Source organism: Rhizobium moroccans (assembly GCF_057559155.1).
Window position 1 is genome coordinate 256,571 of sequence record NZ_JBHFJG010000039.1, and the last position, 22,010, is coordinate 278,580.

At 61.7% G+C, this 22,010-nt stretch carries 19 protein-coding genes; 3 read left to right on the forward strand and 16 right to left on the reverse strand.

The window, feature by feature from the left end; all coding sequences use genetic code 11:
* Window positions 1-26: 26 nt before the first annotated feature.
* The 9 genes from ACE04I_RS18910 to ACE04I_RS18950 form a co-directional block, all read right to left on the reverse strand.
* Window positions 27-1,142, reverse strand: coding sequence for an ABC transporter ATP-binding protein (locus ACE04I_RS18910; protein WP_487207479.1), 1,116 nt, complete (start codon window positions 1,140-1,142; stop codon window positions 27-29).
* Window positions 1,096-2,322, reverse strand: coding sequence for an AGE family epimerase/isomerase (locus ACE04I_RS18915; protein WP_487207480.1), 1,227 nt, complete (start codon window positions 2,320-2,322; stop codon window positions 1,096-1,098). The genes ACE04I_RS18910 and ACE04I_RS18915 overlap by 47 nt, the downstream gene beginning before the upstream one ends.
* A 5-nt stretch (window positions 2,323-2,327) precedes the next feature.
* Window positions 2,328-3,224, reverse strand: coding sequence for a carbohydrate ABC transporter permease (locus ACE04I_RS18920; protein WP_487207481.1), 897 nt, complete (start codon window positions 3,222-3,224; stop codon window positions 2,328-2,330).
* Entirely contained in the window at window positions 3,221-4,108 is an 888-nt protein-coding gene (locus tag ACE04I_RS18925) for a carbohydrate ABC transporter permease (protein WP_046793525.1), read from the reverse strand. Before ACE04I_RS18925 ends, ACE04I_RS18920 begins: the two co-directional genes overlap by 4 nt.
* Before the next feature lie 116 nt (window positions 4,109-4,224).
* Complete coding sequence (locus ACE04I_RS18930) at window positions 4,225-5,526, reverse strand: ABC transporter substrate-binding protein (RefSeq protein ID WP_487207482.1); 1,302 nt, start codon at window positions 5,524-5,526, stop codon at window positions 4,225-4,227.
* 87 nt (window positions 5,527-5,613) lie between these two features.
* Window positions 5,614-6,882, reverse strand: coding sequence for a neutral/alkaline non-lysosomal ceramidase N-terminal domain-containing protein (locus ACE04I_RS18935; protein ID WP_487207483.1), 1,269 nt, complete (start codon window positions 6,880-6,882; stop codon window positions 5,614-5,616).
* Window positions 6,879-8,021 carry an N-acetylglucosamine-6-phosphate deacetylase gene (locus ACE04I_RS18940; protein ID WP_487207484.1) on the reverse strand — a complete coding sequence of 381 codons (1,143 nt, stop codon included), beginning with the start codon at window positions 8,019-8,021 and terminating at the stop codon, window positions 6,879-6,881. Before ACE04I_RS18940 ends, ACE04I_RS18935 begins: the two co-directional genes overlap by 4 nt.
* The gene (locus ACE04I_RS18945; protein WP_046793529.1) at window positions 8,021-8,812 is read right to left on the reverse strand and encodes a sugar isomerase domain-containing protein; all 792 of its coding nucleotides are present in this window, start codon (window positions 8,810-8,812) and stop codon (window positions 8,021-8,023) included. Before ACE04I_RS18945 ends, ACE04I_RS18940 begins: the two co-directional genes overlap by 1 nt.
* Complete coding sequence (locus tag ACE04I_RS18950) at window positions 8,805-9,593, reverse strand: 6-phosphogluconolactonase (RefSeq protein ID WP_245282053.1); 789 nt, start codon at window positions 9,591-9,593, stop codon at window positions 8,805-8,807. The genes ACE04I_RS18945 and ACE04I_RS18950 overlap by 8 nt, the downstream gene beginning before the upstream one ends.
* 210 nt (window positions 9,594-9,803) lie before the next feature.
* On the opposite strand from ACE04I_RS18950, the gene ACE04I_RS18955 reads away from it, so the two are divergent.
* Window positions 9,804-10,802, forward strand: coding sequence for a LacI family DNA-binding transcriptional regulator (locus ACE04I_RS18955; protein WP_046793737.1), 999 nt, complete (start codon window positions 9,804-9,806; stop codon window positions 10,800-10,802).
* Between the two features lie 37 nt (window positions 10,803-10,839).
* On the opposite strand, the gene ACE04I_RS18960 is transcribed toward ACE04I_RS18955, so the two are convergent.
* From ACE04I_RS18960 to ACE04I_RS18990, 7 genes are all read right to left on the reverse strand, one after another.
* On the reverse strand, window positions 10,840-11,715 hold the full coding sequence (locus tag ACE04I_RS18960) for an aldose epimerase family protein (protein WP_487207485.1): 876 nt from the start codon (window positions 11,713-11,715) through the stop codon (window positions 10,840-10,842).
* A complete protein-coding gene (locus ACE04I_RS18965; protein WP_046793531.1) occupies window positions 11,702-12,889 on the reverse strand; it encodes a galactarate dehydratase in 1,188 nt (395 codons plus the stop codon). The genes ACE04I_RS18960 and ACE04I_RS18965 overlap by 14 nt, the downstream gene beginning before the upstream one ends.
* Before the next feature lie 46 nt (window positions 12,890-12,935).
* Complete coding sequence (locus tag ACE04I_RS18970; protein WP_487207486.1) at window positions 12,936-14,132, reverse strand: mandelate racemase/muconate lactonizing enzyme family protein; 1,197 nt, start codon at window positions 14,130-14,132, stop codon at window positions 12,936-12,938.
* The gene (locus ACE04I_RS18975; protein WP_487207487.1) at window positions 14,129-15,868 is read right to left on the reverse strand and encodes an ABC transporter ATP-binding protein; all 1,740 of its coding nucleotides are present in this window, start codon (window positions 15,866-15,868) and stop codon (window positions 14,129-14,131) included. The genes ACE04I_RS18970 and ACE04I_RS18975 overlap by 4 nt, the downstream gene beginning before the upstream one ends.
* Before the next feature lie 7 nt (window positions 15,869-15,875).
* Entirely contained in the window at window positions 15,876-16,997 is a 1,122-nt protein-coding gene (locus tag ACE04I_RS18980; RefSeq protein WP_046793534.1) for an ABC transporter permease, read from the reverse strand.
* An 11-nt stretch (window positions 16,998-17,008) separates the two neighbouring features.
* Window positions 17,009-17,995, reverse strand: a complete 987-nt coding sequence (locus tag ACE04I_RS18985; protein ID WP_046793738.1) for an ABC transporter permease — start codon at window positions 17,993-17,995, stop codon at window positions 17,009-17,011.
* Window positions 17,996-18,115: 120 nt separating this feature from the next.
* Window positions 18,116-20,056, reverse strand: coding sequence for an ABC transporter substrate-binding protein (locus ACE04I_RS18990; RefSeq protein WP_046793535.1), 1,941 nt, complete (start codon window positions 20,054-20,056; stop codon window positions 18,116-18,118).
* Between the two features lie 262 nt (window positions 20,057-20,318).
* Here ACE04I_RS18990 and ACE04I_RS18995 point away from each other — a divergent pair, with 262 nt between their 5' ends.
* Together ACE04I_RS18995 and ACE04I_RS19000 are read left to right on the forward strand one after the other, a co-directional pair.
* Window positions 20,319-21,032, forward strand: coding sequence for a FadR/GntR family transcriptional regulator (locus ACE04I_RS18995; RefSeq protein WP_046793536.1), 714 nt, complete (start codon window positions 20,319-20,321; stop codon window positions 21,030-21,032).
* 23 nt (window positions 21,033-21,055) lie between these two features.
* Window positions 21,056-21,994: a dihydrodipicolinate synthase family protein gene (locus ACE04I_RS19000; protein WP_046793739.1), complete on the forward strand. Its 939-nt coding sequence runs from the start codon at window positions 21,056-21,058 to the stop codon at window positions 21,992-21,994.
* The last annotated feature ends 16 nt before the right edge of the window (window positions 21,995-22,010 follow it).

Sequence of the window (22,010 nt, forward strand, 5' to 3'; positions counted from 1 at the left end):
GCCGCATCTGCCATGTCCTTGCCCTCTCAGAGCCGTTGGCCTGTGACGGATTCAAAGAGATGGCTGTTGGCGGATGCAAGCGTCAGGTTAAGTACGTCGCCGGTCTTGATGAAGAGACGCTCGCGAAGCTGCACAGAAATCTTCTGGCCGTCCACCGCGCCCTGCACGAAGGTTTCCGAGCCGGTCGGCTCGATATTGGTAACCGTTATCGGAATGCCCTCGCCGGGGGCCGCAATCGTCAAGTGCTCCGGCCGGATGCCGTAGGTCACCGCTGTACCGGGCGCAGCGGAGGCTTCGGCTCCCAGCGGCAGCCGAACGCCGTTCTCCGTCACCACCGATTTGTGGTCCTCCGAAACCTTGGCCGAGAGAAAATTCATCGAAGGCGAACCGATGAAGCTTGCGACGAACATGTTGGCCGGCTTGTCGTAAAGCTCCAGCGGCGCGCCGACCTGCTCGACGATGCCGTCCCGCATCACCACGATCCGGTCGGCCATTGTCATGGCCTCGATCTGATCATGGGTGACGTAGACCGTCGTCGTCCGGATGCGAGCGTGGATGTCCTTCAACTCCGCGCGCATCTGTACGCGCAGCTTGGCATCAAGATTCGATAGCGGCTCGTCGAACAGGAAGACCTTAGGGTTACGCACGATGGCGCGTCCCATGGCGACGCGCTGGCGCTGGCCGCCCGAAAGCTGCTTCGGGTAACGCTGCAGGTAGTCGGTCAAGCCTAAGATACGTGCCGCATCCGCCACTCGCGAGGCGATCTCCTCCTTGGATTTCTTCGCAAGCCTGAGCGAGAAGCCCATGTTCTCGGCGATCGTCATATGCGGATAAAGCGCATAGTTCTGGAAGACCATGGCGATGTCGCGGTTCTTCGGCTCGACCTCGTTAATGACGCGGCCATCGATGCGGATCGTGCCGCCGGTGATTTCTTCCAGTCCGGCAATCATCCTAAGCAGTGTGGACTTGCCGCAACCCGAGGGGCCGACCAGCACGACAAAGGCACCGTCCGGTACATCCACAGAAACCCCCTTGATGGTTTCGAAAGCACCATAAGCCTTGCGGACGTTCTGAATCTCAACGGAAGCCATGAAACTATCCCGAAATAGCGTGTGATTGGGGCTTGAGCCGATCGGCCGCATGGATGGCTGCGAGCAAGCTGAGGCCAGTGTGATAACCGGGGTCGAGATCCGGTGTGGCAGGCACGAAGTCGACCGGTCCGTCCTTCGACATGGTCTGGTAGGCGATCGGCGGGGTGCCACGCCAATAGCCCTCAAAGAACACCGCATGCGCCGCCTTCCAGACCCCCAGGCTCTCGGCACTGCCCGTGCGCTGATGACAAAGGGCTGCGGCGCGGATCGTCTCCGGCAGCGACCACCACGGACAATAGGGGCTCAGCGGCCTACCGGACGCGATCGATACCGTAAGCGCGATGCCCGGTCCGACGAAGCCTTTCTTGAAGGACGAAACTAAAATGCGCTCCAGCGTCTCGATCAGCGCTGGCTCGGCATTGCCGTCGAGATAGTCAAGCGCGAAGCCGACGAACTCGATGCCGTGGCCGACATTGCAGGCATCTTCGCCCGGCACATTGCGGAGCAGGTCGGTTCCGGCATCGTAATGCCGGTCAATGACGTGGGCGATGAAGCGATCGGCAAAGGCAAGATGGGCCGTGTGACCAAAGCGTTTCAGCATGCCTGCTGCGCCTAAAAGGATCATGCGCGGCCCGAAATCGTCCGCCTGGGTGGCGAGATTTTCGAGCGACAGAGGCCGGCGCTCGTCCATCTGGAAACGACCGTTACCGATCGACGCCACGACCTGTGCGAGATAGGCAAGATGGTCGGCCACGCCTGGCAGACCGTAGCGGCTCGCCGCGGCCACTAGTCCCTTCGCCACGAAGGCGTCGGAATAGGTATAGATCATCGCCGGCATTTCCTGCTTGCGCAAGACGCCGGCCTCGTCCGCATAAACCGGCACCATGTCACGATCGTAGCAGAAATAGGCATGGCCATCCGATTGCTGAAGAGCGGCGAGCAGATCGTATAGACGGCGGCCCGCGATATCGAGCTTGACGGCGAGCGGCGGCAACTCCCGTTCGAAGAATTCCGCATGGGCAACAAGGGATTCAAGGGCCCTGCCCTGGATCCAGCCATAGGTATAATCAGGCCCGCGTACGCCGTCCTGCGTCCCATAATCCCTCAACGTTACACTGTTCTGCTTGGTATTCAAAAACCCACCGCCGAGCACCCGCCGCTGCAACATCCAATAGAGTGTTCCCGCGTTGGCCGCGGCATAGGTGGTGCGCGCCTCCTCGATAAACTCCATCGCCGTCACTCCTTGAGGCCGGTGCTGGCGACGCCCTGCACGAAATTGCGGCGCAGGATGACGAAGAGCAGGATCGACGGAATGAGCACAGTGGCGGAGGCGGCGCTCAAGCGGCCAAGATCGACCGTGAAGCCTGTCTGGAAAAGCGCCAGCCCCACCTCGATCGTGTAGCTCGTCCGCGTGGTCGCGACGATCATCGGCCAGGCAAACGCGGTCCAAGCCTGGAAGAAGGCAAGCACTGCCAGCGCACCGAGCGCTCCGCGCAGGAGCGGCAGGACGATATGCAGGAAGATCCAGAACTCGCCGGCGCCATCGATGCGCGCCGCCTCCAAAAGCTCATCGGGGATCGAATGGATGACGTTCTGACGGATCAGGAAAATGCCGAAGCTCATCACCAGGTAACCGAGCAGCAGGCCCCAGACGGAATTCAGGATGCCGAGGCTTTTTGCCTGGAAATAGAGCGGGATCATGTAGACCTCGAAGGGCACGATCGCGGTCGCGAGAAACAGCGCGAAGATGAGGTTCAAGGTTCCGAAGCGGAATTTCCCGAAGATATAACCGGCAATCGCCGAGGTCGCGACGATCGCGACGGTCGAGAGCACCGCAAAGGCGAGGCTGTTGCCAATCCAGCGGATGAGCGGCGTTTCGCCAAGCACCGCCGAGAAATTGGCAAGCGTCGGGTCACGAGGGAGGATGGTCGGCGGCCAGGCGAGCATTTCGGCGGGCATCTTGAAGGCATTCGCCACCAGGAACACGAGCGGTAGCAGCATCAGAAGAGAGACCATGACAAGAAAGACATCGATCGCGAGATTGGTCAGGCGCTTTCTGCGGCGCAGGCGGCGGCCCTCCGCAAGTTCGTCCGCAGTCGGTCCGATATCGACGGTCGCGATTTCGGCGGTCATATCCTGCCCCTTTCCCGCAGCATCGAGAACTGGATGAGCGTCAACACCAGCACGATGACCAGCAGCACCACCGCTTCAGATGCGGCGTAACCAACGCGATAGTTGCGGAAGCTGTTTTCCAGCATGTCGAGAACCAGCACACGCACCTGCCTTCCCGGCGCGCCTTGAGCATCCGATGCCAGCACGAAGGCCTGGGCGTAGACGTTGAAGCCGGAGACCAGCGTTACGACCGAGACGTAAAGCGTGATCGGTTTGAGCATCGGGATCGACAAGAACCAGAAACTCTGCGGACCGGAAGCACCATCGAGCTTGGCCGCCTCATAAAGCGAAACCGGCAGGTTCTTGAAGCCGACGATGTAGATCAGCACCGCGTAACCCAGCGCCTGCCAGGAGCAGAGGACGATGATGCAGATGACAGACAGTACCGGGTCGAACAGCCAGTTCTGCGCCGGAATTCCGAAGAAATTCAAAAGCGCGTTGAGCGGCCCGAGCCGGGCATCGAAGATCCACTTCCAAGCCATGGCAGCCGGCACCAGCGAGACGACATGCGGGATGAATACGGCTGTCTCATAGAAGCCGGCCATCCTCGAGCGCGTGCGATGGAAGATCAAAGCGGCAATGACCAATGCCATGGGGATGGTCAGCAGAAGCACGCCGAAGGCGATGATCGTTGTGTTGACAAGCGCATCAAGGAACAGGTGATCGCCCATCAGCTCGCGAAAATTGGCAAGCCCGATGAACGGCTTGTTCCTGGACAGAATATCCCATTTGAAAAGGCTGAGCCTCAGCGTATCGGCGATTGGATAAAGCCGCACATAGCCGAAGATCGCCAGCGTCGGCAGGATCGCGAGGATCGCAAAGATAAATCTTTTGCGCTTCAGCATTATGTCATGGCCTGTAGATAAGCGGGTTCGGCCGCGAAGCGGGTCGACCCTGATCCTCGGAGAGCCCGGGACGAACGATGCCCCGGGCAGATGCGATTGGCGAGGCTTATGGCGGATTATTTCGCAGCCAAGCCTTCGCGATCGAGGATGGTGTTCACTTCGTCGCTCGCCTTCTTCAGGAAAGCGTCGATCTTGGCATCGTCGCTAGCCATCGAGGCGTCACCGAAGGCGACCACGAGCTGGGCCGCGACGCGGGTCAGGATCTCCTCTATCGGGCCGATCGACGGCAGCGTGAAGAACTCGTAGCCCTGCGGATAATTGACGAAAGCGGCAAAGGCCGGCTGCTTGGTCGTAACGCTCGAATAATCGACGCCCGATCGGTTCGGCAGCCAGCCAACGTTCTCAAGCAGCCAGACGAGATTTTCCGGCGAATTGGCCGCCTGGGCGAATTCCCAGCCCATATCGGCATCATCGCCAGCGACATAGAGATTGGTCGGCAGCGCGATCGAGCCCTTCGGCAGCGGCGCGGTTGCGTATTTCAGATCGGGCGCCTTCTTGGCGATATCGCCGATCACCCAGGATTCACGGATGAACATGGCGGTCTGGCCGCGCTCGAAAGCATCGGCATCGGCAGGCATTTCCGGCGTGACGGTCTTCAATGTGTAGATGTTTTCGAGATACTGTTTCAGCGCCTTGCGACCAGCCTCGTTGGCGAAATCCGCCTTCCACTTGCCATCGCCGGCGGGCACCAGGATCGCCCCACCATACTGATGCATATTGATCCAGAATTTTTCGGCAATGCCCTGACCGCCACCGGAAAGGCGCAGGCTCCAGCCGGAAACCGTCGCCTTGCCGGAACCGTCGCGCTGCGTCAGCTTCTCGGCATATCTGGAATAGTCCTCCATGGTTTTCGGGGGCTCGGTGAGGCCGGCGGCCTTGAACATGTCGGTGTTGTAATAGAGTGCACCCTGGCCGCGGAAGAGCGGCACACCATAGACAGTGCCGTCGTAACTTGCTGTGTCACGGAAGAACGTGTCGAAGTTCTGCGGATCCGTGACGAAGGCCGCGACATCATCCGGCGCTTCCGGCAGGAGGCCGTTTTCAAGATAGCGGGTGGCGGTCGAGCCGGAAAGCTCGATGACGGTGATACCTTCCTGGCCACCCGTCAGGCCGAGCGCTACGCGCTTTTCATGCTCGCGCAGCGCAATCGCCTCGACCTTCACTTCGAGATCCGGATGGCTGGCCTTCAGGCCTTGGGCAACATGTTCGTAAAACGGCGCCATTTCCGGATAGCCGCTCCACACCGTCAGCGTTTGCGCAGAAGCGGAAGAGAGGCCGGAAAGCATAGCGGCGCCGAATGCCATACCCATAAGCAGCCCACGGGGGGAAATCCTGTTTTTCACTGATACGTTTTTCATGGCCCTGTTCCCTCTTGTTATTGATAAAAAGCTCTCATGCAACCGGTTGCGTGTCAAGCATCGGATCAGTCTTGCTCGTCGCGGATTCTACCGCTTCACGCCTCCTCCGCTGTCGTTTGCCAGTTCGATCGCACAGGCGGCAAGCGCTTCGGCCGAGCCGGGCGCGAAGCTCGCGGCCAGACCATAGTAGCGGTGCGCTTCGTCGACTTCATAGCCGCCATGGGTAAACTCACCGGCGGGCGGGATATAGCCCGGATTGTCATCGGCAAAGCCGATGACAAAGGCGGGTCTTTCCGGGCCGAGTGCTGCGCGGATCGACAGCGCCGTTTGGGCAAAAATCTCGCCTGGCAGCGCCACGATCGGAACGCCGCCCCAATCGAGCACCGTCACTCGCGCGGCAAGCGGCTCCGGCTCGATGGGAGCGATATCGCGCGCCCAGTCGGCCCAGTAGCCGAGCAGATTTTTGCGTGCGGGTTCGGCGACCAAGACCTCCTCCCGCCAGCGCTTTTCGAGGATTTGCGGAGTATCCGTCTCCCGTCGCCGGAAGCTCAGCGCAACGGTGCCGTTTCGCGCATTGACGGTTTCCGATGCGAGGGTCTCCGAGGTCGCGAGGACTGCTTCGGCAATCTTGCGGCCGATCCGCTCGGCGGCCTCATAGGTCCGGCCCGCACTGGCGGCGAGCGTGATGGATGCGTGGGCCGAATGGCCGGTATTGGCGTCACCGACGCAGCCGGTCATGAAGAGAGCGACCGCGCCGGGATAGGCTTCCTCCAGCGCGTGGCGCACGAAATGCGGATAGTCCGCCGTCCATAGAAGATTGTCGGCGGCAAGCACCACCGGATGGCAGGCATAGGCCGTTATAACGGCGATCATGTCACCCCGTTCGTCGCGAATACGCAGCGTCGGCAGGGAAGCGTCCACCGGTCCGCCGGGATGACGCCGGTTGCGCGCTACCCCCGGGTCGCTCCCCTGCCCCGCCGCCGCCCTGGCCGGCCGGCGGGCTGCGGCGGCCTTGTCGATCGCCGCCACACACGCATCCTCCAGCCGCTCCAGGTAGGTCGGATCGGCAGCCATACTGAGCCTGCCGGTCATGGAAACCGGCCCGCCATGATTGTGGAGTGCCGCGACGACCACGTTTTCGGCAGGGAGCATGCAGCGCTCACGGATGCGCGCGCTCATGCCGGCATCGATGCCGATCACGTCGGCCACGACGACAGCCGTATCTCCGATTACCACCGCGCGTGCCGTCAGCGTATCATGGATACCTTTTGCGGGCAGGCTGCGGGCGGCGAAACCGGACATCAAGAGCCCCGGCGGCGGCGTGATATCGACGACGGCTGCCCCGGCTTTAATCATGCGCAAAACGCCTTCTCGCCATGGACCCAGGCTTCGCGAACCCTGATTTCCCGATCGCCCTGCGACCAATCGAAACGGATGATATCCGCCCGCGCGCCCACCTCCAGCCGCCCTCGTCTGCCCACGAAGCGGCCGGGATTTCGTGTTGCCAGAAGCAAGGCGTCGGCCAGGGATAAGCCGGCCATCTCAGCGGCGATCGCCACATTGGCGGAAAGGGGCAAGCTGGCGCCGGCGAGATAGGGCGTGCCGGCAATACTGATGCGCCCTTCCGGCGAAACCTCGACCTGTCCGCCGACCGGTTGTTCGTAGAGGCCCTGCGGCATGCCGGCAAGCGCTACCATGTCGGAAACGAGGATTGCCCTTTCCATGCCCTTGGCCCGCAACATGGCCTTGAACGTATCCGGCGGCAGATGCCAGCCGTCGGCGATGAAGCTCGCCATCAGACGGTCATCGGCAAGTTGCGCCCAAATGAAATTCGGGTGACGCGGCAGCATGGCCGCAGCCCCGTTGCCGAGATGCGTCGAGAGCACCGCACCCGCCTCCGCGGCTGCGTGAATCTGCCCGGGCGTCGCCGCCGTATGGCCAAGCGCCACATGCACCCCGCGCTTAGTCAAGGCACGGATATAGTCAATGCTGCCCTCATGCTCCGGTGCGATGGTCACCATCGAAACGAGATCGCCGGAAGCCCTCTGCCAGCGATCGAATTCCGCAATCGAGGGTGGCCGGACATGCTTTTGCGGATGGGCGCCGCGCGGACCATCCCTGTCGCAGATCGATGGTCCCTCGACATGCACGCCCGGTACCATCTCAGCGATCAGCCGATGCCCGGCGCGGATCTTGCCGATCGCCTCCAGCGTCTGGAGGATCGACGCTTCCGACGCAGTGATGATGGTTGGCAGCCATACGGTTACGCCGACACTCAGCAACTCCTCGCAGAGCGACAGCATGACGTTCGGCGTAACTTCGCCGTCATTGAGATCGAAGCCCCGGAAACCGTTGATCTGCAGGTCGATCAGCCCCGGTGAGAGAAAATGAGCGCTTGTATTCTCGGCCGCACGAACAGCGGCAATTTTGCCCTCGGCGATGTCGATCGCAATACCTTTGCCGGTGCGCGGATCGATACCGTCGACGGTCGTCATCAGAGCGCCCTCACCCGGCCTTGGAAATCAGCGATGAAGCGATTGTTCGCCTCGTCTCCGCCTGGCGCATTGCCGCTGCGCCAGACGGGCGGCTCGACGCCGCGTTCCACGAGCTTGGCGACCGTGCGGATGACGAGGCAGTTCAGCGTGAAGGCATTGGCGAAGGTGGAGATCGCCGCAATGTTCTCGTTCATCCCCGGCGCCGTTACCACCGCATCGCCGACCGGTACCTTTGTATCGATGGCTATATCGACGATGTCGTGCAGGTTCTGCCTGGTCGGATGGCGCGCGGGGTGTTCCGGCGACGTGCTCGAGGCGTGCAGGCGAGAGCTGACGCCAATGAGAAACGTGCCGCGCCGGCGCGCCTCCAAAGCCGCATCGATCAGTGCCGCATTGATGCCGTAGGCATTCACCAGGATGAGCAGGTCGGTTTCGCCGAGCCGCTGGTTAGCGATGACCACCTTGCCGTAACCGGGCGTGCGCTCGATCGCCATGGAGCGCAGCGCGCCGTTGGAAAGCAGCGTGCCCTCGTCGAGGATCGCGCTGATATGCATCAGCCCGCCGGCGCGGAAGAAGACTTCCTGCGAGGCCAGATTGGAATGGCCACCAGGCCCGTAGATATGCACGAGCCGGTCGGCGGCGATTTGCCCGGCCAGCTTTAGGGCCGCCTGATCGAGCGAAGCCTTTTCCTCCTCCAGCACCCGCCGCATCAAGGCCTGGGTGGAGGCGAAATAACCTTCGCAGAGCGCATCCGCATCGATGACAGGCCCAGGGGCTTCAAGTTCAGGCATCGGGATCGGACCCCTTGTCGATATAGAGAGTGCAGGCGGCGTGAGTACGCAGAGCGCTTGCCGGGCAGTCGGTGCTGAGCGGGCCGTAGAGCGCATTGCGAACAGCATCACGTTTGACGATGCCCGGCACCACGCAGAACAAACGGCTCGCCCGAAGCAGTCGCGGCACCGTCAGTGTGATTGCCTCATGGGGCACGGATGCAAGATCCGGGAAACAGTCGTCATGGACCTGCTGCTGACGGCAGGTTTCATCAAGCTCGACGATCTTGACGTCTAGGGGATCGGAAAAATCGGCAACGGGCGGATCATTGAAAGCGACATGCCCGTTGACGCCGATGCCGAGGCAGACAAAATCGATCGGCGCCGCGTTCAGAAGATCAGAATAGCGACGGATCTCTGCCATCGCATCCGGCTCCGGCTTGATGCGGTGGACGGCGGCAAAAGGCAGCTTGCCGAAGACATGCACGTCCAGCCAATTGCCGAACCGGGCCGGTGAGGACGGCGAAAGGCCGATATATTCGTCCATATGAAAAGCGGTGACGCGGTTCCACTCAATGCCCGGTACCGCGCAAAGGGCGGCAAGCATATCCGCCTGGCTGGGTGCTGCCGCAAATACCATTCGAACATTGGCTTGTTTGCCGAGACGCTCGGCAAGTGCAGCCGCGATATCCGCCGCCGCGGCCGCCCCCATCTTAGCCCGTGTGGCAAAGCTTTCGACCACGAGCCGGTCGAAGATCCGCCGTGTGCTTGGCGAAGGACGAAGGGTGGTTGCGAGGTTCAACGCAGTCTCCATGGCGCATGCGGGGAGATCGGACGGCTTCGCCGCGCCCCGTTGCAGATCCCCATTTTTCTATTGGTGAAAGAGTTCCATGCAACCGGTTGCATGTCAAGTGGATGAATGGCAGTCTTCCGTCTCAAAGTGCCAACTTAAATTGAAGGTTCCGTGGAATTCGTGGTAGTCGAAGCAAAAAAGGGCGAGTTTCCAGAATCCATGATCAAGCGGACCAAGGGCGTCACCATCAGCCAGGTCGCGGAAGCGGCCGGGGTGGCGCGTTCCAGCGTCTCGCGCGCTTTCACCCGGCCGGACATGCTGAGCCCGGAAACGGTGGAGCGGATCATGAAAGCCGCCGAGGCAATGGGCTATGTGCCGAACCATACGGCGCGCGCCCTCAGCACCGGCCGGCACGGCAATATCGGGCTGATCGTGCCGGATATCGCCAATCCGTTCTTTCCGCCGATGATCCAGGCGGCCCAGCTCGAAGCCGACCGTTCGGATTTCTGTATCTTCCTCGGCAATACCGAGGAGAACCCTAAGCAGGAAGACAAACTCGTCGGCCGGTTCGCGGGCCAGGTGGAAGGCCTCGTGCTGGCCTCCTCCCGGCTTTCCGACGAACGCATCCGCGCCCATGCCGGCAAGCTGCCGCTCGTGCTGATCAACCGCGATCTCGACGGGATCCCGCGTGTGCTGATCGATAGCGGTTCGGGTGTGCGGGAAGCGGTCGAGCATCTCGTCAAGCTCGGCCATCGCAAGATCGCCTATGTGAGCGGCCCTTCGACCTCCTGGTCCAACAAGCAGCGGCGTTCGGCCATGCGTGCGGCCGCCTCCGGCCTCGGGGTCGCAGTCGAAACCGTGCCTGCGGTGCTGCCTAGTTATAATTCCGGCCGCAACGCGGTGGGCGCCATCCTCGCCACCGGCGCCACGGCGGCGGTCGCCTTCGACGACCTGACGGCGCAGGGCGTACTTGCAGGGCTGGCGGAAAAGAGCATTTCAGTACCCTTAGATTTTAGCGTGATCGGCTGCGACGACGTGCTCGGTGCCGTTACCTATCCAGCACTCACCTCTGTTTCGAACCGCTCGATGGAGGCCGGTCGGGTTGCCGTATTCCTGCTCCTGGACATGCTGCAATCACGCGCCGTCCGCGATGTGCGCTATGTGCTTGAGACCCACCTGGTCATGCGCGAAACAACAGCGCTTCAGTCGAAAAATTGAACGCACAGGCGCTCCCGCTCGCCCATGGCTGCTGCCGTCAGTCTGCCTTGCGAATCGACATCGCTACATCGGCTTGGATGAACGCACCCGGAGTGAGCGCGGCCAAGCCGAAAGCTTTCTTCTCGCTGTCCGGATAGCGGAGGGCGCCGCCAAGATGCGAGACCGGCTCAAGGCACAGATAGGTCGGCATGCGATGGACAACGAGATAATCCAGTGGCGATTGCCAATTCATCCGCACGATGAGACCGCAATCGACAAGAACGTCCGCACTTCGGGCTCCTGAAAAATGCCGCGTGAATTCGCCTGCCAAGAGCTTGCATTCCGCAGCATATGGTCTTGTCTCGTGCGTCGGAAGGCTGGCACGATCGCTCGCGTGCTCCACAAGCACGTCGCAAAAAACCGGGCGCGACAAGTCCGCCGCGAAATAGGGATGCCATCCGAAACCGGCCGGCATCGTTGCCTTCGCCTTGTTCTGAAGCGAAAGCCGAAGGGCAAGGCCGGCGCTGTCAAGCGTGAAACTCTGCTCCGCCCGGAAATCAAACGGCCAGTCGTCATCCGCCGCATAGTCCAGCACCATCGTCAACGACGTCCGCTCATGCGCTGTCACGCACCATGGCCGCCGGTGAGCCGGACCGTGAAGGGCATCCGGCGGGCTCGTGGGATGCGGCATCACCTGGAACGCTCTTTCCTCGAAGCTGAAGGTTCCGCCTTCGAGCTTGTTGTGGAACGGGAAAAGGGGATAGGCACCACCCTTCGGCCAGTAAAGGGGATCGAAAGGATCCGTTCCCAGGGGAACGAGGACCTCGCCGTGATCCCTGTGTGAAAGGCGAAGCATTCGACCGCCGGCTTTCGGTTGAAAGACGGCGGTCAGCGGGCCGTTTTCCAGAACGACCAAGCCCTCAGGCGAAGGCATACGATCCGTCCGGCCGCTTCGGCACGCGTCGCTGCCAATGCACATAACCGTCCTCGTTCATCGCCTTTTCGTCCATTTCAACGCCCCAGCCGGGCCGATCGGGCCTCAGCTCCAGATAGCCGTCCTTCGGCAGATAGGGATCGGCGACATAGCGGGTTGCATCGATGCGTTTCTCCACCTCGGTGCCGCCATAGACATAGCCCTGGCCGACGGGCAGACGATATTCGAGGATCTTGAAATTCTGCGTGGCGGCGGAAAAGTGGACATTGACGGCCGTTGCCAACGGCCCCATGGGATTGTGCGGCGCCACGCCGACGAAGAAGGCCTCGGCCAGCGTCGCAATGCGACGCATTTCGCTGATGCCGCCGACGACGCAGATGTCGGGCTGGATCAGGTCCGCGCCCTTCACCTGCAATAGGCGCAGGAATTCATAGCGGCTGTAAAGCGACTCGCCGGTTGCCAGCGTGCAGTTCAAACCCTGCTTCAGATCACCCCAGGCTTCGATGTTTTCCGGACGCAGCGGTTCTTCGAAGAAGAGCGGATCATAGGGCGCAAGCGCGTTGCCGAGCTGGCGGGCAGCCGCCGGCTCGAATATCTTGGCATGGGCATCGAAGGCGATCTCATAATCGTCCCGGACGGTTTCGCGCAGCGACCGGAAATAATCGGCCGAGGCCTTCACGACATTGCCCCAACGATGGGCATGCATATCGATCCGCCAAGGGCTGAGCTTGAAGGCCGTGAAGCCCCAATCCGCGTTGAGCCGATCGAATTCGTCTCGGGCAGCAGGTGCGTCCGGTGCCGTATATACGCCCGCATAGACCTTGACGCGATCGCGAACCTCGCCACCCAGCAGTTTGTAGACGGGAACATTGGCAGCCTTTGCCGCAAGATCCCATAGGCAATGATCAAGGGCGGAGATAGCGGCAAGGCCGAGCGCCCCCGGGGGGAAGCGGCTTTGCTGGATCAGCAGATTGATCAGATAGTCGATGCGGGTCGGATCCTGGCCGGCAATGAATGCATAGAGATAGTCGAGCAGAGGCGGCAGGGCCTTGTCGGGACCGTGATTGTAGCATTCGCCCCACCCCGTCAGCCCGTCGTCGGTATCGAGGGCGAGGATGACACGCGGGCGGTCCTTGTCGCGGGTCATGAAAACCCGCATCCGATCGATCTTCATTTTCAATTATCCTCAGATAGTCAGTTTTTGTGGTTTGCCCAGATTTCTAGGGATTGAAGTAGCTGCGCCGCGACAGGCGCATCTGCACATAGAGGCGCTCGCGATGGGAGCCTGCGGTTTCCGGCGCCGGGATCGGGATATTGCCTTCGCTCGGAAAACGGGCGACGAATTCCTCGTCGATATCGCAGCCGAGTCCAGGCGTGTCCGGCACGGCGAGCGACCCATCCTGCTGCACAGGATGCGGCACGATCGTGAGCTGCCGGCCTTCCCAATCATCGTCGAGCCGTTCCAGCATCAGCGCGTTGGGGATTGAAGCCATCAGATGCAGGGCTGCATATTCCGCCACCGGACCGAGCGAGCCGGAATGCGGAGCCATCTGGATGTGATGGGCTTCCGCCATGGCGGCGATCTTCTTCATTTGGGTGAGGCCACCTGCTCGACCCGTATCGGGTTGGATGACGTCGACGAGTTCCTCCTCGATGAGCTGGCGTTCGCCGAAGATCGTCGAGGCGCGCTCGCCCGCTGCCAGCGGCACCTGAGCGGCATCGCGGATGCGGCGGTAACCCTCGAGGTTTTCCGGCGCCAGCGGCTCCTCCACCCAGAGCAGATCATAGGGTTCGAGCGCCCGCGTCAGCCGCGCGGCGTCGGCCGGCGTCAGCCATGGCGGGCCGTGCAGGTCTATGGCGATATCCATGTCGTCGCCCAAACCTTCGCGCAGCATGGCAACCTTTTCCACCGGATCGGCAAGACCGCTGCACTTGATCGCCTTAATGCCGCGCTGCCTGAGCTCTCGCGCCCGTTCGACGGAATTGGCATGCGAATAGATCGGGATGCGATCGCGCAGCTTGCCGCCGAGCAGCATCCAGACGGGGACGCCGAGCGCCTTGCCCTTGATGTCCCACAGCGCCATGTCGATGCCGGTCATGGCGCCTCCGCCGACCGTGCCGAGCATGCCATGCCCCATCATCGCCACCTGTATCTTCTGCCACATCTTTTCCGTGTGGAGCGGATCTTCCCCGATCAAGAGCGGCGCGAGGTCCTTGATCGCGGTTTCGATCACGCGCGGCCAGCCCGAGCACTCCCCGACGCCGGTAATGCCTTCGTCGGTCTCGATCTTAAGAAATAGCCAGTTGCGGGTTCCTGCAAACGGCTGCTCGGCCTTGGAAAGCGGCACCCCTTGCCGTGCGCCCACGTCCGGAGCTCCCGCCCGCATCAGAAACGTTCGGATACCGGTGATCTTCATCGTGCTGCTCCTCCATTCGTGATGGCTGCCACGTTCGGCGCGGCGGGTTCGACGTAACGGAACCGCCGTGAACGATCGCGGTCCCGAGGATCAGGTCGCGGAATAGCCGAGATGAGCGCCTGGGTGTAGGCATGATCCGGCGCGTTGCAGACCTTGTCCGCCTCGCCCACCTCCACCAGTTTGCCGCGATACATGACGCCAACGCGGTCGCACATATAGCGGATGACGCCGATGTCATGGCTAATGAAGATGTAGGCGAGGCCGAGCTCATCCTGCAGACGCATCAGGAGATCGAGCACCTGGAAGCGCACGGAAACGTCGAGCGCGGACGTCGCCTCGTCCGCGACGATGATGCGCGGATTGAGGGTGATCGCGCGCGCTATGCCGATGCGCTGGCGCTGGCCGCCCGAGAAGGCATGTGGATAACGCTCGCGCGTGGCCGGGTCGAGGCCTACCTGCTCCATGAGATGGCAGACGCGCTCGTCGAGTTCCTTGCCCCTAGCGACGCCGTTGACCAGCAATGGCTCCCCGATCACCTGGGAAACCGTCATGCGCGGGTTGAGCGAGCCGAACGGGTCCTGGAAGACCATGCGCAGCTCGCGGCGTGCCGTTTTCAACTCCGCACCTTCGATCCTGGCAAGATCGATGGTCTTGCCATCGGACCGGCGGTAGCGAATTTCACCGGCGGTCGGGTCGTAAAGCCGCATGATCGAGCGGCCCATGGTGGTCTTGCCTGAGCCGCTTTCGCCGACGATGCCGAGTGTCTCGCCGGGGAGCAGCGAAATGGACACCTCGTCCAGCGCCTTCATGTCGCCGAACTGCATGGAAAGCCCACGAATGTCGAGGATCGGCTCTGCGCTGGTATCAAGCGGCGGTCTGGCGAGGCGGATTTCGGCCTTCTGCTCCAGCTTCAGCACCGAGCCTATCAGCATGCGCGTATAGGGATCCTTCGGCGCATGGAAGATCTCATCCACCGGTCCGTATTCCTTGGCCACCCCATGATGCATCACCAGAACGTCGTCAGCGATCTGGGCGACCACGCCCATGTCGTGGGTGATGAACAGCACGGCCATGCCATGTGCCTTCTGGAGCCGCGAAATGAGATCGAGGATCTCCGCCTGCGTCGTGACGTCCAGCGCCGTGGTGGGCTCATCGGCGATGAGAAGCTGGGGCTTGCAAGCCAGTGCCATGGCGATCATCGCGCGTTGACGCATGCCGCCGGAATATTGGAAGGCGTAGCGATCGATCGCCTTGTCCGGATTGGGAATCTCGACCTGGCGCAGCAGGGAGATAGCCTCCTTGCGCGCCTCCGCCTTGCTCATGTTCAGATGCAGGCGAAGTACCTCCGTAATCTGATCGCCGACGGTATGGACCGGCGAAAGCGACGACATCGGCTCCTGAAAGATCATGGCGATGTCCCGTCCCCGAACCGAGCGGATCGTCTTTCCCCGCGGATCGAGTTTGGCCAGATCGAGCGAGGTGCCGTCCTGACGATTGAGCATGATCAAGCCTGAGGCGATGCGGCCGGGAGCATCGATGATCTGCAGGATGGATCGGGCGGTTACGGATTTGCCCGACCCGCTTTCTCCCACGACGCAAAGCGTCTTGCCGGGCTCGATGGAAAAGGAGAGATCGTCGACCGCCTTGAAGATGCCGGTGCGCAACGGGAATTCCGTCACCAGGTTCTTGACTTCGAGCAGCGGCTTGCGCGGCGCAAGGGTGAGGATATCGGTCATCGGCACCTCATTTATTGTAGGGATCGGCTGCGTCGCGCAGACCATCACCGAGGAGATTGAGCGCCATGACGGCAATAACGACGGCGAGCCCTGGCATGAAAAGCCATGGCGCAGTCGCAATCGAACGGATGTTCTGCGCCTCGCGCAACAGCACGCCCCAGGAGATGGTCGGAGGCTGCAGGCCAAGACCGAGGAAGGAAAGCGACGTTTCCGCAAGGATCATCGCCGGCACGGCGAGGGTGACGGAGGCGATGACGTGGCTCGAGAAGCTCGGCAGCATATGCCGGAAAATGATGCGGCTTTCGGGCACGCCGTCGAGGCGGGCTGCAGCGACGAATTCCTCCGTCCTCAGCGACAAAAAGCGCCCGCGCACGACGCGGGCGAGCTGCGCCCAGCCGGTGAAGGACAGGATGATGGTGATCATCAGGTATTGCAGCGTCGCCGGCCAACCTTGCGGAAGGGCCGCAGCAAGCGCGAGCCAGATCGGAATGGTCGGCAGCGACAGCACGAAATCGATCACCCGCTGCATGACGAAATCGATGCGACCGCCGTAATAGCCGGAAATGCCGCCGAGAACGATGCCGAGCAGCAGCGACAGGCAGACGCCGACGAGACCGATGGAAAGCGACACCTGGGCGCCTTGCACAACGCGGCTGTAGACGTCGCGACCAAGGCGATCGGCCCCGAACAGGAAGAGAGGCCTCGCCTTGTCGGCGGATGCGACGAGATGGATGTCGGTTTCAAACAGACCGAGCACCGAATAGGTGTAGCCGCGCCCGAAGAAGGTGACCGGAACCTTCCTCGACGTGTCCTCGATATAGATCGCGGCAAGCGTGTTCGGATCGCGCGTCAGCCGCATCGGATAGTAGTGCGGCCCGAACTCGATGCCATTCGACGTATCGAAGAAATGGATCTTCTGGGGCGGGTGGAAGGTCGCGCGGGCATTCTGCGCGGTCGGATCGTTGATGGCGAAAAAACCGGGCACCAGGGCCACGACATACATGGCAACCGTGACGACCAGCGCCGCCATGGCGAGCTTGTGTCGTTTGAAGGCCCACCAGATGAGCTGCCATTGCGAGGCGACGGCAGCGCGATCGGGACGGATATTGGCAATGGAGACGTCGACCATCGGATGCCCTCCTATTCGAGCCGGATGCGCGGATCGACCAGCGCAAGCAGAATGTCGCTGATGAGCGAGCCGATGAGGGTGAGCGCACAGATCAGGAGAACGAAGGCACCGGCAAGGTACATGTCCTGCGCCATCAGCGACTGCAGCAGCAGAGGTGCCGCTGTCGGCAGGTTGAGGACGATCGCCACGACCACCGAACCCGAGATCAGGTTCGGCAACAGCCAGGCGATCGTCGAAATGAACGGGTTGAGCGCGATGCGCAGCGGGTATTTCGTCAGCAGCCGGAATTCCGACAGTCCCTTGGCCCGCGCCGTCGTGACATAGGGTTTCGGCAGCTCGTCCAGCATGTTGGCGCGCATGACGCGGATCAGGCTTGCCGTGGAGGAAACCGCCAGGATCGCCACCGGCAGCCACAAATGCGTAAGCAGATCGAACATCTTTCCGATGCTCCAGGAAGCCGTTTCGTATTCAGGGGAAAAGAGACCGCCGACATCCTGTCCAAATTCGACGGCAGCGACGTACATCAGCACCAGCGCCAGCAAGAAGGACGGAATGGACAGGCCGAAGAAGGTGAAGGCAGTGAATGCATAATCGCCGATCGAGTATTTCTTCACGGCGGAGTAGACGCCGATCGGCAAGGCGATGGCCCATGTCGCGAGTAGGCTTGCCACCGCCAGGACGAGGGTAAGCGCCATGCGCTCCCAGATGAGGCCGGAAACGGGCTGCTGCCATTCGAAGGAGATGCCGAAATCGCCGCTCGTGACGATGCCCCATATCCATTTGAGATACTGCACCAGCATCGGCTGATCGAGCCCGAAACGTTCGCGCAATTGTGCCGCGGTGTTCTGGTCGACGACCTCGTTGGATGAGGCAAGCGTGGCTATGTACGTCGTGACGAAGTCGCCGGGCGGAAGCTGGATCAGCACGAAAGCCAGGAAGCTCACGGCAAACAGCGACGGTATCATCCACAGAAGTCGCTTGATGATGAATTTCAGCATGGGCACACCCGCATTCAGGTTTGCACGGCGCATCAAACGGGACCAGGAGGCCTGCTCGACGGGCCGCAACGGACTTCACGGGCGCCGCCACTGTTGTTGCGACGGCGCCCGTGAACAAGATCAACTTGTGAAGGTGAACTGCTGCGGGAGTGCCGGACCCGGGTTTGGCCAGGACCAACTATCCGGCTGTTTCTCCGGCACATTGCGGAGATTGTTGCGGATGACGCCGAAGCCGCCGACGGCCATGCAAATCCCCATGACCTCGAAGTCTTCCGCGGCAAGATCGAAGATCTGCTTCATGATCGCCCCGCGCTTGTCGAGATCGGCGGTGGAGCGGGCCTCGTCGAAGAGCTTCATGCGCGTCTTCTGGCTTTCGGGCGGTTCCTCGCCCTCCTTGCCATTTGAAGTGTACCAGAGCGTCCAGGGTATGGCGTAGCGCGAGCCTTGCGGATGGAAGGCGAAATAGTCGCGCGGATCGAGCATCGGATCGAGCCCTCCCGGACCAGGCCAGACCTGCGCATCATGGGCATTGTCATCGCCACGGGTATAGTAGAGGGCGCGCTCGATCGTATTGACCTTGATGTCGATGCCGATCTGCGTCCAATGCGACTTAACAAGCTCCAACACGTCGACAAGATCCGGATAAAGCGTCGGGATGACGTCGATCGCGAAGAATATGGGCTGCCCGTCCGAGCGAAGGCGGATGCCGTTGCCGTTCTTCTTGTCCAGCCCGATCTGGTCGAGCATGGCATTCGCCTTGTCCGGATCGTATTCGGTGAACTGGCGGGCCAGTTGCTCGTGATACCACGGATGCCCCGGGCGCGGCCCGGTCTGATAACCTTCGCTCTGCGCGAAATAGATGATGTCGATGATCTCCTGGCGGTTAATGCCGATCGACAGCGCCTGACGGAAGGACTTGTCCGCGAATATCTTTCGCAGCTCCGGATCCTTGTGGGTCATGTTCAGATAAAGCGAGCATTGCTGGGCCGCCGACGGCACCAGCGATAACAGCCGGTAGTCGCCTTTCTCCATGTTCTGGGAAAGAGTCGGCTTGTTCGCAAGGCTGTTGATATGCCGTTCCTGAATGTCGATCTTGCCGGAAATGACGTTGAGCATCAGCGACTCGACGTCCTGCGAAATGCCGAAGTTGAGTTCGTCGATATAGGGAAGCTGATTGCCTTCGGTATCGACCTGCCAGAAATAGGGATTACGTTCCATGACGACGCGGGTCGCGCCGCCGGAATAGGGTTCCTTGACCACCCAGGGATCGAGCGTCGGCTTCTCGACATTGCTCCAGCGCGACGGGATCTCGATGTCGCCGCACTTGGCGCGGAAAAGTTCCGTCCAGCCAGCGGCGCCCGCTGCCTTCACGTCCGCATCGAGATTGGAATTATACTTCGGCAGGAACTTGCTGCAGTAGTGCTTGGCAAACAGCGTCGGGTGCTGGCCGAGCGGAGTGGCCAGGTTTTCGAGGTAGAGCGCATTGGCCGCCGCGAAGGTGAATTTGACGGTGTAGTCATCCATCTTCTCGACCACGACCGGCTTGCCGGCCACCACGATCTGGGCCGGCGGCGCGCTGTAAAGCTCGTTGTTCTTGACGACATCCTCGATGGCGAAGACGACATCGTCGGCGGTGAACGGATGACCGTCCGACCAGCGCACGCCCTGGATCAGATGGAAGGTGAATTGCGATGCGTCTTCGTTCGTTTCCCAGCGCTCGGCCAGATTAGGCAGGACTTCCGTGAAGTCCATGTTCCAGCGCACCAGCCCCTGATTGCCCACCATGCGCAGGATGCCGTTATGGTCCGATGACCCCCTCAGCCCGCGCCGCAGCGTTCCGCCATAGGTCCCCACTTTCTCGTAGGGCGTCACGATCATCGGCTTTTTCGGCAGGCGCTCCGCAAGCGGAGGCAGCTTTCCCTCCTTGGCAAGCTGCGCCAAGGCCGGCGCTTCGCCGCCGGCCGCGGCCGCACGCCCGGCAAGGGACAGCGCCGCCACGCCAGCCATGCCGCCGAGCACCGCGCGGCGTGTCACGCCGCGAGACAAGATTTCATCGCGCATTGATTTCCTCCCCATATTGGACCGAAAGGACGGACGTCCTTTGATCAATGACGACGGCTCCCAAACCGCCGCGCAACGCCCTCCTCGACGTCACGAAGAACGATAGACACGTTCTCAGATAATTACAAGAGTTGACAGATATTAACAGATTTAGTAGCCCTCATGCCCGAAAGTTAAGAACCGGGCGACACCTGCCTCCCGACTGCCAGGCGAGAAATCGGATGCAGAAATTCCGCCGCAACCGGCAGCAGAAGGGACGATCATGAGACTGGCAACCGGCACCGACATGGGCAGGGCCGCAACGCGCTTCAGCGACATCATCTACGAAAAGATCGTGGGAATGATCGTCGACGGAAGTTTTCCGGTAAACGAGAGACTGCCGGCAGAAGCCAGGCTTGCCGAGACCTTCGGGGCTTCCAGACCCGTGGTCCGCGAAGCGCTCGAGCGTCTGAGGGCGGATGGTCTGGTCGTGTCGCAGAAGGGATCCGGTTCCTATGTCAGGCAACGGCCGGACTCCTCCATGCTCACCATGGTGCCGGTCGGCTCGCTTGCCGATGTCCAGCGGTTCTTCGAGTTCCGCGCAGGGCTGGAAGCCGAGGCCGCACTGCTGGCGGCGCGAAACTGGCAGCCTGCCGACAAGGACCGGATAAGCGCTGCCCTGTCAGCGATCGAGCAGTGTCTGCGGAGCGGCAAGCTTGGGGCGGAAGAGGACCAGGCGCTGCATGACGCGATCGCAAGAGCGACGGACAACCAGTTCCACATAACGGTAAGGGAGTGGTTCCGCCCACACTTTGCCATCGGCCATTCGGTAACCCGCAGCCTCAGCCTCAAGCGGACGCCGGACCAGATACGCAGCGTCCAGGACGAGCATGCGGTGATCGTCGAGGCGATATTCGCACGACAGGAAACCGAGGCCTACCAGGCGATGAAGGCGCACATATTGAACGCTCGGGCCCGCATGTTCCAAGGCGTCTGAGTTCGATCGGGAGGGGAATGAACATGAGTATCGCAAATCTTCGTCAGGCACTCACGGGTGTGTCGGGCGTTCCCGTGACAGCCTATGATGCGGACGGCGAGGTCGATCCGCGGGTCACATCAGCGGTCTATGCCCGCGTGGCGGCTGCCGGCATCCACAACATCGTCGCCGCCGGAAACACGGGCGAGTTCTATGCCCTGACGCCGAGCGAAATCCGCAAGGTTTTCGAGGCTGCCATATCCGGCGTGAGCGGCAGAGCCCCGGTCACCGCGGCCATCGGCCGATCCCTGCGCGAAGCGATCTCCATGGCCAAGGATGCCGCTTCCATGGGCGCAACGGCGGTCATGGCGCATCAGCCGGTCGATCCGTTTGCGGCGCCGGCCGCCCAGATCGACTATTTCCGCAATCTCGCCGATGCCTCGTCATTGCCGCTGGTCGCCTATGTGCGCGCCGACGGCTTCAGCGTTCCCGACATGGTCCGTCTGGCAGGCCATGCCAATATCGCCGGCATCAAGTTTGCCACGCCGGACCTCATGCTTCTCTCGCGCGCAATCGCCGCATCTGACCCTGCCGGCGCCCTGTTCGTCTGTGGCCTTGCCGAAAGCTGGGCGCCCAGCTTCACGTCGGCCGGGGCGCGGGGTTTCACATCCGGCCTCGTCAATGTCGCCCCTCATCTATCGCTTGCCGTGCACCGCGCACTGGCGAGCGGCGATTACGAAACGGCGCGCGCGATCGTCAACCAGATCGAGCCCTTCGAACGGATGCGGACGAAGTTCCGCAATGGCGCGAACGTCACCGTCGTCAAGGAAGCGGTCACGCATTCAGGCCTTGATGTCGGTCCCGTTCGCGTTCCCGGCCTGCCACGGCTCGATGCGGAGGACCGTAAGGAGCTGTTTGCCCTGCTCAAGGGATGGGAGGAGACCGGACACGTTCGAGAGGCAGCCGTAGGAGCGAGCGGCTGAGAACCTTTCAGGTTCG

Bases quoted from the DNA above. Each gene is read 5' to 3' on its own strand.
- ACE04I_RS18970 (WP_487207486.1), bottom strand. From the start codon at position 14,132: ATGAAGATCACCGGTATCCGAACGTTTCTGATGCGGGCGGGAGCTCCG.
- ACE04I_RS18955 (WP_046793737.1), top strand. From the start codon at position 9,804: ATGATCAAGCGGACCAAGGGCGTCACCATCAGCCAGGTCGCGGAAGCG.
- ACE04I_RS19000 (WP_046793739.1), top strand. From the start codon at position 21,056: ATGAGTATCGCAAATCTTCGTCAGGCACTCACGGGTGTGTCGGGCGTT.
- ACE04I_RS18940 (WP_487207484.1), bottom strand. From the start codon at position 8,021: ATGACGACCGTCGACGGTATCGATCCGCGCACCGGCAAAGGTATTGCG.
- ACE04I_RS18995 (WP_046793536.1), top strand. From the start codon at position 20,319: ATGAGACTGGCAACCGGCACCGACATGGGCAGGGCCGCAACGCGCTTC.
- ACE04I_RS18980 (WP_046793534.1), bottom strand. From the start codon at position 16,997: ATGGTCGACGTCTCCATTGCCAATATCCGTCCCGATCGCGCTGCCGTC.
- ACE04I_RS18965 (WP_046793531.1), bottom strand. From the start codon at position 12,889: ATGAAGATCGATCGGATGCGGGTTTTCATGACCCGCGACAAGGACCGC.
- ACE04I_RS18960 (WP_487207485.1), bottom strand. From the start codon at position 11,715: ATGCCTTCGCCTGAGGGCTTGGTCGTTCTGGAAAACGGCCCGCTGACC.
- ACE04I_RS18920 (WP_487207481.1), bottom strand. From the start codon at position 3,224: ATGACCGCCGAAATCGCGACCGTCGATATCGGACCGACTGCGGACGAA.
- ACE04I_RS18910 (WP_487207479.1), bottom strand. From the start codon at position 1,142: ATGCGGCCGATCGGCTCAAGCCCCAATCACACGCTATTTCGGGATAGT.
- ACE04I_RS18925 (WP_046793525.1), bottom strand. From the start codon at position 4,108: ATGCTGAAGCGCAAAAGATTTATCTTTGCGATCCTCGCGATCCTGCCG.
- ACE04I_RS18990 (WP_046793535.1), bottom strand. From the start codon at position 20,056: ATGCGCGATGAAATCTTGTCTCGCGGCGTGACACGCCGCGCGGTGCTC.
- ACE04I_RS18935 (WP_487207483.1), bottom strand. From the start codon at position 6,882: ATGATTAAAGCCGGGGCAGCCGTCGTCGATATCACGCCGCCGCCGGGG.
- ACE04I_RS18915 (WP_487207480.1), bottom strand. From the start codon at position 2,322: ATGGAGTTTATCGAGGAGGCGCGCACCACCTATGCCGCGGCCAACGCG.
- ACE04I_RS18945 (WP_046793529.1), bottom strand. From the start codon at position 8,812: ATGCCTGAACTTGAAGCCCCTGGGCCTGTCATCGATGCGGATGCGCTC.
- ACE04I_RS18975 (WP_487207487.1), bottom strand. From the start codon at position 15,868: ATGACCGATATCCTCACCCTTGCGCCGCGCAAGCCGCTGCTCGAAGTC.
- ACE04I_RS18985 (WP_046793738.1), bottom strand. From the start codon at position 17,995: ATGCTGAAATTCATCATCAAGCGACTTCTGTGGATGATACCGTCGCTG.
- ACE04I_RS18930 (WP_487207482.1), bottom strand. From the start codon at position 5,526: ATGAAAAACGTATCAGTGAAAAACAGGATTTCCCCCCGTGGGCTGCTT.